Annotated in this window: 11 protein-coding genes; all 11 read right to left on the reverse strand. The window is 74.3% G+C overall.

Features of this window, described 5'->3' with window-relative positions:
- Positions 1–40: 40 nt before the first annotated feature.
- Positions 41–835: a 4-hydroxy-tetrahydrodipicolinate reductase gene (locus IPM45_04815; GenBank protein MBK9178886.1), complete on the reverse strand. Its 795-nt coding sequence runs from the start codon at positions 833–835 to the stop codon at positions 41–43.
- 43 nt (positions 836–878) lie between these two features.
- Positions 879–2141, reverse strand: coding sequence for an insulinase family protein (locus tag IPM45_04820; protein ID MBK9178887.1), 1263 nt, complete (start codon positions 2139–2141; stop codon positions 879–881).
- 38 nt (positions 2142–2179) lie between these two features.
- Complete coding sequence (locus IPM45_04825; protein ID MBK9178888.1) at positions 2180–4582, reverse strand: polyribonucleotide nucleotidyltransferase; 2403 nt, start codon at positions 4580–4582, stop codon at positions 2180–2182.
- A gap of 180 nt (positions 4583–4762) precedes the next feature.
- Entirely contained in the window at positions 4763–5020 is a 258-nt protein-coding gene (gene rpsO, locus IPM45_04830) for a 30S ribosomal protein S15 (protein ID MBK9178889.1), read from the reverse strand.
- 130 nt (positions 5021–5150) lie between these two features.
- The gene (locus tag IPM45_04835) at positions 5151–6317 is read right to left on the reverse strand and encodes an alpha/beta hydrolase (protein MBK9178890.1); all 1167 of its coding nucleotides are present in this window, start codon (positions 6315–6317) and stop codon (positions 5151–5153) included.
- Positions 6314–7303: a bifunctional riboflavin kinase/FAD synthetase gene (locus IPM45_04840; protein ID MBK9178891.1), complete on the reverse strand. Its 990-nt coding sequence runs from the start codon at positions 7301–7303 to the stop codon at positions 6314–6316. Before IPM45_04840 ends, IPM45_04835 begins: the two co-directional genes overlap by 4 nt.
- Positions 7303–8196, reverse strand: coding sequence for a tRNA pseudouridine(55) synthase TruB (gene truB, locus IPM45_04845; GenBank protein ID MBK9178892.1), 894 nt, complete (start codon positions 8194–8196; stop codon positions 7303–7305). Before truB ends, IPM45_04840 begins: the two co-directional genes overlap by 1 nt.
- Complete coding sequence (gene rbfA / locus IPM45_04850; GenBank protein ID MBK9178893.1) at positions 8196–8597, reverse strand: 30S ribosome-binding factor RbfA; 402 nt, start codon at positions 8595–8597, stop codon at positions 8196–8198. The genes truB and rbfA overlap by 1 nt, the downstream gene beginning before the upstream one ends.
- The gene (locus IPM45_04855) at positions 8594–8872 is read right to left on the reverse strand and encodes a DUF503 domain-containing protein (GenBank protein ID MBK9178894.1); all 279 of its coding nucleotides are present in this window, start codon (positions 8870–8872) and stop codon (positions 8594–8596) included. Before IPM45_04855 ends, rbfA begins: the two co-directional genes overlap by 4 nt.
- A gap of 43 nt (positions 8873–8915) precedes the next feature.
- Positions 8916–10733 (reverse strand): translation initiation factor IF-2, encoded by a 1818-nt coding sequence (gene infB, locus IPM45_04860; protein MBK9178895.1) that lies wholly within the window; start codon positions 10731–10733, stop codon positions 8916–8918.
- Positions 10734–11925: 1192 nt separating this feature from the next.
- Positions 11926–12234 (reverse strand): YlxR family protein, encoded by a 309-nt coding sequence (locus tag IPM45_04865; GenBank protein ID MBK9178896.1) that lies wholly within the window; start codon positions 12232–12234, stop codon positions 11926–11928.
- Between the last annotated feature and the right edge of the window lies 1 nt (position 12235).

Raw genomic sequence — 12235 nt, forward strand, 5'->3', positions numbered from 1 at the left:
CCGTCCGGGGCGGAGCTCGGCGAGCCCCGCCCCTCGCGGACTAGAGGTCGAGAAGGGCGTCGAGGCCGAGGGTGACGCCGGGCCGCGAGCCCACGGCCTTCACCGCCAGCAGCACGCCGGGCATGAACGAGCTGCGGTCGTAGGAGTCGTGCCGGATCGTCAGCGACTGGCCGGTGGTGCCGAACAGCACCTCCTGGTGCGCCACCAGACCCCGGAGGCGGACGCTGTGCACCCGGATGCCCGCCGGTCCGACCGCCCCTCGGGCGCCGGGGAGCACCTCGGTGCGGGTCGGGTCGGCCGCCCACTCGCCCGACGACGCCGCGATGCGCTCGGCCGTGGCCATGGCGGTGCCCGACGGCGCGTCCGCCTTGGCGTCGTGATGGAGCTCGATCACCTCGGCGGTGTCGAAGTAGGGCGCGGCCAGCTCGGCGAAGCGCATCATCAGCACCGCGCCGATGGCGAAGTTGGGGGCCACCACGCAGTTGCTGGCCGTGAAGAGCCGCCGGAGCTCGTCGTAGTCGCCGGCGTCGAACCCCGTGGTGCCGACGACGGCGTGCACCCCGTGCTCGGCACACCAGCGGAGGTTCTGACGAGCGGCGTCGGCGTGCGTGAAGTCGACCGCGACCTCGACCCCGGACTCGGTCAGCCCGTCGGGGCTCCCCACCACGGACAGGTGGTACGGCAGGTCGACCTTGGTGACGGTGTGGACGTCGAGCCCCTCGTGGTGCGGATCGACCGCGCCGACCAGCTCGAACTCGGGGTCGGCGGCGACGGCCTGGCACACCGTCGTCCCCATCCGGCCCGCGGCCCCGAACACCCCAACCCGGATCGCCATGGACGAACGGTAGTTCACGGGTCGCCAGCCCGGCCCGGGACGCTCAGGCGAGGGCGGCGACGACGGCGTCGGCCTCGAACGGGCCGACCACCGCGACCGTGCGCGGGCCACCGAGCACGCGCCCGAGCACGCGGTGCACGTCGTCGACGGTGACAGCCCGGTACCCGGCGAGCCTCTCGTCGACGGTGACGACGCGACCGCGGGTGGTCTCGCTGGTCGCCAGGCTGGCCATGCGGCTGCCGGAGTCCTCCAGCCCGAGCACCATCGAGCCGGTGAGGAACCCGACCGCCACGTCCCGCTCGGCGGGCGTGACCCCCGTGGCCGCCAGCCGCTCGATCTCGCCGGCGATGAGCCCCGCGACCTGTGCGAACCGTCCCGGTGCGGTGCCGGCGTACACCACGAGCGCACCGGTGTCGGTGTACGCCGACGCCGACGAGTACACGCTGTACGCAAGGCCGCGCTCCTCGCGCACCTCCTGGAACAGCCGGCTCGACATGCCCCCGCCGAGCACGTGGTTGGCGACGTCGAGGGCGTAGCGGTCGGGGTCGTGGCGTGCCACGCCCCGGAACCCGAGCGCCAGGTGGGCCTGCTCGGTGGGTCGCCGCAGCACGAGCAGCGGCGCCGGCGCCCTTGCCGGAGCGGCTCGGGCCGGCACCTGGCCGGCGTCGGGACCGGGCAGCAGGTCCCCCACGCGCGACGCGACCTCCTCGTGGTCGAGCCGGCCGGCGGCCGCCACCACCAGCGACCCCTGGCCGTAGTGCCGGCTGAAGAAGCCGGCGATGTCGTCGCGGGTGACGGCCTGGACGGTGTCAGCCGTGCCTGCCGTCTCCCGCCCCAGCGGGTGCCCGGGGAACAGTCCCTCGAGGACCAGCGCGTGCACGCGGTCCTCGGGGCTGTCCTCGTCCATGAGGAGCTCCTCCAGGATCACCTGGCGCTCGGCCTCCACCTCGTGGGTGCGGAGCGCCGGCGCGCTCACCACGTCGGCCAGCAGGGCCAGCCCGGACCCGAGCTCCTCGGCCGGGAGACGCAGGTAGTACGCGGTGTACTCCTTCGCCGTGTAGGCGTTCATCTCCCCGCCGACGGCGTCGACGGCCTCGGCGATCTGGCGGGCCGAGCGGGTGGGCGTGCCCTTGAACAGCAGGTGCTCGAGGAAGTGCGACACGCCGGCCAGCTCGTCCGGCTCGTCCCGCGCGCCGACGCCGGCCCAGACGCCCAGGCTGAGCGAGCGGGCCTCGGGCATCCGCTCGGTGACCAACCGGAGGCCCGAGGCCAGCCGGCGACGCTCGATGGCGTCGCCGACGGCCACGACCTCGGGCTCGAACCCGGCCGGTCCGGCCGAGGCGCTCAGCGCCGGCGCCGGGGGCGACGCCGATCGGCGCCTCGATCGCCGTCGGGGCGGCCGCTGCTCTCGGCCGGAGCGGGGCCGAGGTCGCCGAACTGGTCGCCCAGCTCGGCCTCGAAGGCCTCCTCGAACGACACGTCGACGCGGTCGTCCGCCGCAGCCGAGCGGCGGGGGCGATCGTCGCGAGGCGGTCGCGCCTCGGAGCGCCCGGCGCCGTGCCCGGCCTCGTCGGCGCCACCGGCGACGTCCTCGCCCACCGGGGTGAGCGACACCTTGCCGTTGGGGTCGACGTCGTCGACGCGCACCTGCAGCTCGTCGCCGAGATCGACGACGTCCTCCACCCGGTCGATGCGCTTGCCCCCACCCAGCTTGGAGATGTGCACCAGGCCGTCACGCCCGGGGAGGATGTTCACGAAGGCGCCGAACTTGGTCACGTTCACGACCCGTCCGGTGTAGATCTCGCCCACCTCGGGCTGCGGCGGGTGCACGATCAGCTCGATCTGGCGCCGGGCCTCGGCCACCGCCCCGCTGTCGGTCGAGCCGATGGTGACCGTGCCCACGATCCCGTCGTCGTCGACGGCGATGTCGGCGCCGGTCTCCTGCTGCAGGGCGTTGATCACCTTCCCCTTGGGCCCGATGACCTCGCCGATCTTCTCGATCGGGATCGGGAAGCTCATGATCTTGGGCGCCGTGCTCCGCACCTCTTCCCGCGGGGCCGGGATGGCCTCGTTCATGACGTCGAGGATCGCCAGGCGGGCCTCACGGGCCTGCTGCAGCGCGTCGGCCAGGACGTCGGCGGGGATGCCGTCGATCTTGGTGTCGAGCTGCAGGGCGGTCACGAAGTCGGCGGTGCCGGCCACCTTGAAGTCCATGTCGCCGAAGGCATCCTCGGCGCCGAGGATGTCGGTGAGGGTGAGGTACTTCCCCTCGGCGAAGACCAGGCCCATGGCGATGCCGGCCACCGGTGCCTTGATCGGCACCCCGGCGTCCATGAGCGACAGGCTGGACGCGCAGACCGACGCCATCGACGTGGAGCCGTTCGACGAGAGCACCTCGGACACCAGACGGAGCGTGTAGGGCCACTCCTGCTGGTTGGGGACCACGGGGAGCAGGGCCCGCTCCGCCAGCAGCCCGTGGCCGATCTCACGGCGCTTCGGGCTGCCGACGCGGCCGACCTCGCCGTTGGCCGAGGGCGGCATGTTGTAGTGGTGCATGTACCGCTTGTGCTCGTCGATGCCGATGGTGTCGAGCAGCTGGTTCATCCGGGGCATCCCCAGCGTGGCCACGTCGAGCACCTGGGTCTCGCCCCGCTGGAACAGCCCGGAGCCGTGGGCGGTGGGGATGACGCCCACCTCCGCCGACAGCGCCCGGATGTCGGTGGGCCCGCGGCCGTCGATGCGCACGCCGTCCTCGACGATCCGGGTGCGCACCAGCTTCTTGGTGAGCGACCGGACGGCGGCCTTGATCTCCTTCTCGCGGCCCTCGAACTCGTCGGCGAGCTCGGCGAGGATCTCGCTGGTCGCGAGCTCGATGGCTGCGTTGCGCTCGGCCTTGAGCACCAGCGTCGTGGCCGCGCCGAGGCGCTCTGCCCCCAGGGCCTGCACCCGCTCCCCGACGTCGTCGCCGTAGTCGAGCTGGCGAACGTAGGCGATGGGCGCGCGCACGCCGGCGGCGGCCACCAGCTCGCGCTGCAGCTCGACCGACTCGCGGATCCAGCGCTTCGAGGCCTCGAGGCCCTCGGCGATGGCCTCCTCGGTCACCTTGGGAGCGCCGTCCTGGTAGAGGTACCAGGCCTGCTCGGTGCCCCCGGCCTCGACCATCATGATGGCCACGTCGCCGTCGGGCAGGGCCCGGCCGGCCACCACCAGCTCGAAGGTGCCGGCGTCGCCCTCCTGGTAGGTGGGGTTGGGCAGCCAGGCACCGTCGGCGCTGTAGACGAGGCGCACCGCGCCGATGGGGCCGTCGAACGGGATGCCCGAGATCATGAGCGAGGCCGACGCGGTGTTGATGGCCAGCACGTCGTGCGGGTTGGCCTGGTCGGCACCCAGCACGGTGACCACGACCTGGGTCTCGTTGCGGTAGTCGTCGGGGAAGCTGGGGCGCAGCGGCCGGTCGATCAGCCGGCAGGTGAGGATCGCCTGGTCGGTCGGGCGGCCCTCCCGGCGGAAGAACGAGCCGGGGATCTTCCCGGCGGCGTACATCCGCTCCTCGACGTCGACCGTGAGGGGGAAGAAGTCGATGCCCTCCCGCACGCCGGAGGCGGCGTTGGCGGTGACGAGCACCATGGTCTCGCCGATCTTGCCGACCACGGCGCCCTGGGACTGGGTGGCCAGCCGGCCCGTCTCGAACGACAGGGTGTTGCTGGTACCGGACACGGGCGTGGAAACGGTGATGACATCCGCCATGCGGATCTCCTCTCGCGGCCCCACCCTCGTGGGGCCGCATCGGGAGCGACGGGGCCAGTTCCCAGTTGGCAGCCACCTCGCCGCGTGGGCCAGGGAGCCGGCAACTGGCAGCTGGCGCCTTCGTCGCTCGGGTGGTGATGGGATGAGGCGTGCGGCCCCACGGGCCGCTCGCCGGGATGGTTATCGACGCAGGCCGAGCCGGGCGATGATCGCCCGGTAGCGCTCCACGTCGTTGCGCTTGACGTAGTCGAGCAACCGGCGGCGCTGACCGACCAGCATGAGCAGGCCGCGCCGGCTGTGGTGGTCCTTCTTGTGGACCTTCAGGTGCTCGGTGAGGTGGTTGATCCGCTCCGTGAGGATCGCGATCTGCACCTCCGGCGAGCCGGTGTCGGTGTCGTGCAGCCGGTGGGCGGCGATGGTTGCGGTCTTGTCGGGCATGCGCTGACCTTGGGCGACGGATGGGGCGTGCGGCACGTGCCGTCAGGGGGCCGCAGACGGGCACCCGGCATCGGGCCGACGCCTCAGGCTAGCAGCCGGGGCTTCCGGAGGCGACCCGCCCGGCCGGCCCTCAGGCGTGGTCGAGGGTGGTCCAGCGAAAGCGCGGCTCGGGCCGGCGCCCGCGGCGGTGCACCACCCCGAACCGGCGCGCAGCCTCGCCGGCGGGGTCGTCGTCGAGGGGCGGGGTGAGCTCGAGGACCCGCGCCCCGGGCTCGTAGAGCACCCGTTCGATCGCCCCCAGGGTGGCGGTGGCCGGGTCGAGGCCCTCGGCCTCCAGCGCCCGGCCGATGGCCCGGCCGAGCCGCCCCCGGAGGAGCTCGGCCACGATCGCGGGCAGGCTCTCGGGGTCCTTCAGCAGCCACGAGTGGGTCGCCCCGTGCACCACCACGAGCTGCCCGTTGGCCCACCGGGCCGCCGAGGCGGCGGTCTGCACGGGCACACCCAGGTCGCGGTCGCCGTGGATGACGATCACCGGCACGCCGTCCTGGCCCAGCCGGTCGAGCATCCAGCGGCTGCCGCCCGACCGCAGGATCGACAGCCCGGGCGCCACCAGCCGGAGGGGCCGGCGCGCGTGGCCGGCGGCAACGGGGGCGAACAGGCGGGCGAGCTTGGCCGCCTGGCGCGGGTCGCGCACGACGGGAAGGGTGGAGAGGCTGTCGACGAGCAGGGCGATGCCGATGCCGCCGAGCAGGGCGGGGGCGACCCGGGCCACGTTCACGAAGCGGTCCCAGGTGCCGCCCACGATCGCGTCGACGGGCAGCACCGCGATCGCCCGCTGGGGCTCGCGGGCGGCCAGCTCGACCACCAGACGACCGCCCATCGAGTGGCCGGCGAGCACCGCGCCGCGGATCCCGAGGGCCCCCACGACCCGTCCCAGCAGCTCGGCGTAGCCCTTGAGCGTGCCGCCGCCGTCGGCCAGACCGGCGGTGCCCCCGTGGCCCGCGGTGTCGATGGCGATCACCTTGAAGCCCATCGCCACGAGGCGCGAGAGGGTCTGGGCGTAGAGGATCCCCTCGGCCGAGAAGCCGTGGACGACCACGAGGGGCACGCCCCGTCCGCTCACGGCGAGCTGGACGCGGTGACCGTCGGCCAGCCGGATGACGTGGCGGGCGAGCCGTGGGGGCCGCAGCGAGCTCGGCCCGGCCGGAGACGGCCCGGCGACGGGCTCGCCCACGAACTCGGTGACCGTGGACGCGACCTCGGCGCCGCCTCCCTCCTCCCCCGGCGGATGGCTCACCCCGGCGCTCCCGACGACGACCGCAGGCCGAGCAGGGCACCGGTCGCCTCCACGTCGCGGGTCATCTGCTCCACCAGGGCCTCCACCGAGTCGAACCGCTGCTCACCCCGGAGCCGGGCCACGAATCGGACCTTGGCGGCCTCGCCGTAGAGGTCGCCGTCGAAGTCCAGCAGGTACGCCTCGAGCAGCGACATGGCCGCGTGGTCGTAGAACGTCGGTCGCCGGCCGAGGGAGATGGCGGTGGCGTGGATCGTCCCGTCGGGGCGCTCGTACCACCCGGCGTAGATGCCGTCGGCGGGCAGGCGGATCTCGGCTGGGACGTGCACGTTGGCCGTGGGGTAGCCGAGGAGGCGCCCCCGGGCGTCGCCGTGCTCGACGACGCCGCGCACCTCGTGCGGCCGGCCGAGCAGGGCGGCGGCCCCGGCCACGTCGCCCTCGGCCAGGGCCCGCCGCACCACCGTCGACGACACCGGCTCGCCGTCGACCGCACCCGCGGCCGGTGGGTCGCCGCCGGCGTCGACGAGCCCGATCCCCTCGACCGCGAAGCCGAGCGACGCTCCCATCGACCGCAGGAGGGCCACGTTGCCCCGGCGCCGGTGGCCGAAGTGGAAGTCCTCCCCGACCACCACCAGCCGCGCGTTGAGGCAGTCGACGAGGACCTCGGCCACGAAGTCCTCTGGCTCCTCCTTCGACCGGGCCTCGTCGAAGCCCACCACGAGCGTGTAGTCGACGCCGGTCGAGGCCAGCAGCTCCAGCTTCTGGTCGAGATCGGTGAGGAGCTTCGGCGCCGAGTCGGGGCGCACCACCGAGGCCGGGTGGCGGTCGAAGGTGACGACGGCGGCACGAGCCCCGAGGGTGGCCGCGCGCTCGCGCAACCCCGAGATGAGCACCCGGTGCCCGAGGTGCACCCCGTCGAAGGCGCCGATCGTGACCGCGGTGCCCTCGTCGGGGCGGGGGCACGCATCGCCGTCGCGGAGCACCTCCATCAGCCGGGGACGCTACCGCCCCCCGATGGCGGAACCGCGACGACGACGGCCGGCTTCACTCGGCCCCCGTGCGGCTCGTACACCGCCAGCAGCGCACCGGCGGCGTCGACCACGGCCCAGGGGCCGGTCCCGGACACCCCCAGGTCGTCCCGCTCGAGGACCTTCCCGTGGGCGACCTCGGCGGCCACCTCGGCGCCCACGACCACCCGGGGACGGCCCCGGAGCGCCTCGGCCGGCGGCAGGAGGAGCGCGGCATCGAGCGCCCCGAGCGGCACCGCCTCGGCCAGGCCGAAGGGCCCGACGGCCGTGCGCCGCAGCGCCCGGAGGTGCGCCGCCCCCCCGAGAGCGGCACCGAGGTCGGCGGCCAGCACCCGCACGTACGTGCCCGAGCCGCACTCGACGGAGATGGCGTACACCAGGGGATCGGCGGTGGGCGCGACGTCGAAGCGGGTGACGGTGACCGGGCGCGGCGCCCGCTCCACCTCCACGCCCTGGCGGGCCAGCTCGTGGAGCCGCCGCCCGCCCACCTTCACCGCCGACACCATGGGCGGCACCTGGAGCAGCTCGCCGGTGAGGCCGGCGGCGGCCGCCCGGACGTCCGCCTCCGCCACCCCCGCCATGTCGGCCCGCGCCGTGACCTCGCCGGAGGCGTCGAGGGTGGACGTGGCCGTGCCCAGCACCACCTCGCCCTCGTAGGACTTGGGCAGGCCGGAGAGGAACCGCAGGAGCCGGGTCACCCGGCCCACCCCCAGCAGCAGGACGCCCGTGGCGTCCGGGTCGAGCGTGCCCGCGTGGCCGACCCGGCGTTCGCGCAGGAGGCCCCGCGCCTTGGCCACCACGTCGTGCGAGGTCCAGCCGGCCGGCTTGTCGACGACGGCGAGCCCGTCGGGCATCAGCCGGCGGAGGGGTCGCGGGGCGGCTCGCCCTGGTGCAGGTCGGTGAGGATCTCCTCGATGCGCGCCGCCGTGCGCGACACCTCGTCGATCCTGAACAGCAGCTCCGGCGTGCGCTTGGTGCGGGCCTGGCGCGCGACGGCCGCCTGGAGCCGACCCCGCACGTGGCCCAGGGCCTCGAGCACCTCCGCATCGGCCTCGGGGTCGGCATCGCCCAGGGTGGAGAACCACACGACTGCGTGGCGGAGGTCGGGCTCGACCTCGACGGCCGTGACGGTGACGAGCGACAGCCGGTCGTCGTCCATGCGACCCAGCGCGTCGGCCACGATCTCGTGGACGAGCTCGTTGAGGCGGGCGGTGCGGGGGTACGGCCGCGGTGCACCACCGTGCCGGCGGCTCACCGCCCCGTCTCCAGCCACGTGCGCTCCACGTCGAGCACCTGCACCTCGGGGTTCGACCACACGAAGCGCTCGACCTCGTCGGCGATCTCGCCGGCGTGGCGGTGCGAGCCGGCCACCACCGCCACCCCGACCAGGGCGCGCTGCCACTGGTTCTGGTGGCCGACCTCGGCCGCAGCGGCGCCGTAGCGCCGCCGGGCGCCCTCGACGATCGGCTTCAGCACCGACCGCTTGGCCTTGAGGGAACGGCACGCCGGCAGGTGCAGGTCGAACTCCACGGCGATCACGTACACGAGCGATGGGAGCTGCGGGGCCCGCGGCCTAGGTGCGCGGGATCTCCCGCTCCTCGAAGGTCTCGATGAGGTCGCCGGGCTTCAGGTCCTGGAAGTCGGACAGCCCGATGCCGCACTCGAAGCCCTCCCGCACCTCACGGGCGTCCTCCTTGAAGCGCTTGAGCGACGAGATCGACCCCTTCCAGATGATCACGCCGTCGCGCAGGAACCGCACCTTCGAGCCACGGGTGATGACCCCGTTGCGGACGTAGCAGCCGGCGATGGCGCCCACCCGCGGGATCCGGAAGATCTCCCGCACCTCGGCGTCGCCGGTGACGACCTCCTCGAACTCCGGAGCGAGCATGCCGACCATCGCGTTCTCGATGTCCTCGAGCACCTGGTAGATGATCTCGTAGGTCCGGATCTCGACGTCCTCGAGCTCGGCCAGCTCCCTCGCCTTGCGGTCGGGTCGCACGTTGAAGCCGATGATGGTGGCGTTGGTCGTGGCCGCCAGCTGGATGTCGTTCTCGGTGATGCCGCCGACGCCGCGGTGGACGAAGGCCAGCTTCACCTCGTCGCGCTCGAGCTTGCGGAGGCTCTCGGTGAGCGCCTCGAGCGAGCCCTGCACATCGGCCTTGAGGACCAGGTTGAGGGTGGCGACCTCGCCCTTCTGGATCTGGTCGAAGATGTCCTCGAGCTTCACGCCGCCGTGCGTGACCGCCGCGATGCCGCGCTGGGCCTTCAACCGCTGCCGCCACTCACGGGCCTCGGCCACCGTCTTCGCCGTCTTCTGGTCGGGCGCGACCCGGAACTCGTCGCCGGCGTTCGGCACGGTGGAGAGCCCGAGCACCTGCACCGGGGCCGACGGGCCGGCCTGCTTGACCTGGGTGCCGTGGTCGTCGATGAGCGCGCGGACCGTGCCCCACGCGGCGCCGGCCACGATCGGATCGCCCACCTCGAGGGTGCCCTTGTCGACGAGCACCGTGGCGACCGGGCCCCGGCCGACGTCGAGGTTGGCCTCGAGCACGACGCCCTTGGCTCTCCCGTGAGGGTTCGCGGTGAGCTCCTCGAGCTCGGCCACGACCAGCAGCTGCTCCAGGAGCTCGTCGATGCCGATCGACTGCAGGGCGGACAGCTCCACCATGATGGTGTCGCCGCCCCAGGCCTCCGGGATGAGCCCCTCCTCGGAGAGCTGCTGCATCACGCGGCTCGGATCGGCGTTCTCACGGTCGACCTTGTTGATGGCGACCACGATCGGGACCTCCGCCGCCTTGGCGTGGTTCAGCGCCTCGACCGTCTGGGGCATCACGCCGTCGTCGGCCGCCACCACCAGCACCACGATGTCGGTGGCCTCCGCTCCACGGGCGCGCATCTTGGTGAACGCCTCGTGACCGGGGGTGTCGATGAAGGTGATGCTGCGCCCGTCCTTCACGACCTGGTAGGCACCGATGTGCTGGGTGATCCCGCCGGCCTCGCCCGCGACCACGTTGGTGGCCCGGATCCGGTCGAGCAAGAGGGTCTTGCCGTGGTCGACGTGGCCCATGACGGTGATGACCGGCGGGCGCAGCTCCTGCAGCGCCTCGTCCTCGTCGTCGTCGTCGTTGAACAGCGCCTGGAGCTCGAGCTCCTCCTGCTGGCCGGGGTCGACCAGCAGGAGATCGGCCCCCAGCTCCAGGGCGAACAGCTCGATCTGCTCGTCGGTGAGCGACATGGTGGCGGTGACCATCTCGCCCTGCTGCATCAGGAACCGGACGACGTCAGCCGCCGTGCGGTTCATCTTGGGGCCCAGCTCCTGGGCCGACGCCCCGCGCTCGACGATCACCGTGCCCTCGGGCACCGGCGCGCTCGACGGGGTGTACGAGGTCATGGTCTGGGGCTGGAGCTCTTCGAGGTTGCGGCGACGGCGCTTCGACCGACGCGGAGCGCGCCGCTGCGGGCCGCCTCGGCCGCCGGGACCCCCACCGGGGCCGCGCCCCGGGGGACCGCCGGGACCCCCACCGGGCCGGCCCGGACCCCCGGCGGTGCGCACACCGCCGCCGGGTGCGCCGCGACCGGGACCGCCGCCCGGGGCTCCACTCGGGCGCGGGCCTCGGCCGCCCGGGGGCGACATCGGACGGCCCGACGACGACCGGGGCGGTCCCGGGGGCGGCGGGATGGGCCGCCCCGAGGGTGACAGCGGTGGCCGCGGCGGCGGCGGGATCGGCTTGCCCGTGGCCGAGATCGGGGGCTGGACGGGCGCGGTCGGCACCGGACCGCCCGAGGGGGCGGCCGGGGGGCGACCGGGCGGGGGCGGCATCGGGCGACCCGACGGGGCGCGGGGGGCCGCACCCGGGACCGGGCGGGCCGCCGGCGCCGCGGCAGCCGCGGGCCGCACCCCCTCGGCCGGCCGAGGAGGTGTCGCAACCTCGGCAGGGGCAGCGGCGGGAGCCGGAGCGGGAGCCGGAGCCCGCGGTGGCGGCGGGATGTCGGCCGGTCGACTCCGCACCAGGTGCTCGGTTCCGCTCGAGGTGACGAGGGGCCGCCGCTCGGCCGGCCGGGCCGGCTCCTCGGTGAGGGGCGCGGCCGCCGCAGCCGGCCGCTCGGCCGGCGTCTCGGGCGCAGGCGCCTCCGCCTCCGGGGCCGGGGCCGGGGCCGGGGCCACCTCGGCGGGCCGCGCCGGCGTCTCGGCCGCGGCCGGCTCGGCCGCCTTGGCGGCCTTCGTCGCCTTGGTCACCTTGGCCGGCTTCTCGACGGCGGGCTCTTCGGGCTGCACGGGGCGGGTGCGGCCCTCGCGCTCGGCCTTGCGGCGGACGCGGTCTGCCTGGGGCTCCACGATGCTCGAGGAGTGGCTCTTGACCCCGATCCCGAGCTCGGCGCACAGGTCGAGGGTCTCTTTGTTCGTCAGCCCGAGTTCTCGAGCGAGCTCGTAGACCCGGATGTTTCCTGCCACGTGCTTGTCCCAGTCCTTCCGTCGACCGGTGTGGTCCACGGCGCAGCGCGGAGCGCGCCACACCCTGCCGCCCGCCGAAGCGGCCCTCCATCCTCGCACGTTCCTGCCCTCGGGCACGAACGGCTCTCCGTCAGTGTGCCGTGCGAGACGCTCGACGCGTCGTCGGGTCGCCACCGCCCCCGAGCGCGGCGCGCAGCACCTCGTCCGCCCCGGGGCGGACGTCGCCTCGCAGCGCTCGGGCGAAGGCCCGGCGGCGCACTGCGAGCTGCAGACAGGCATCCGCCGGGCGGCACAGCCACGCGCCGCGTCCCGGCAGGGTGCGCCCCGCGACCAGACCACCGTCGGCGGTGCGGACCACCCGCACCAGCTCGGAGGCCGGCGCGACCCGGCGGCACCCGATGCAGGTGCGCTGCGGGGGCCGGCCGCCCTCGCCGCTCAGC

It is taken from the genome of Acidimicrobiales bacterium (genome assembly GCA_016716005.1).
In the GTDB taxonomy this organism is placed as follows: domain Bacteria; phylum Actinomycetota; class Acidimicrobiia; order Acidimicrobiales; family JADJXE01; genus JADJXE01.

Coding starts and splice junctions, on each gene's coding strand:
- IPM45_04815 (MBK9178886.1), bottom strand. CDS start 835: ATGGCGATCCGGGTTGGGGTGTTCGGGGCCGCGGGCCGGATGGGGACG.
- IPM45_04825 (MBK9178888.1), bottom strand. CDS start 4,582: ATGGCGGATGTCATCACCGTTTCCACGCCCGTGTCCGGTACCAGCAAC.
- rpsO (MBK9178889.1), bottom strand. CDS start 5,020: ATGCCCGACAAGACCGCAACCATCGCCGCCCACCGGCTGCACGACACC.
- IPM45_04840 (MBK9178891.1), bottom strand. CDS start 7,303: ATGGAGGTGCTCCGCGACGGCGATGCGTGCCCCCGCCCCGACGAGGGC.
- truB (MBK9178892.1), bottom strand. CDS start 8,196: ATGCCCGACGGGCTCGCCGTCGTCGACAAGCCGGCCGGCTGGACCTCG.
- infB (MBK9178895.1), bottom strand. CDS start 10,733: ATGACCTCGTACACCCCGTCGAGCGCGCCGGTGCCCGAGGGCACGGTG.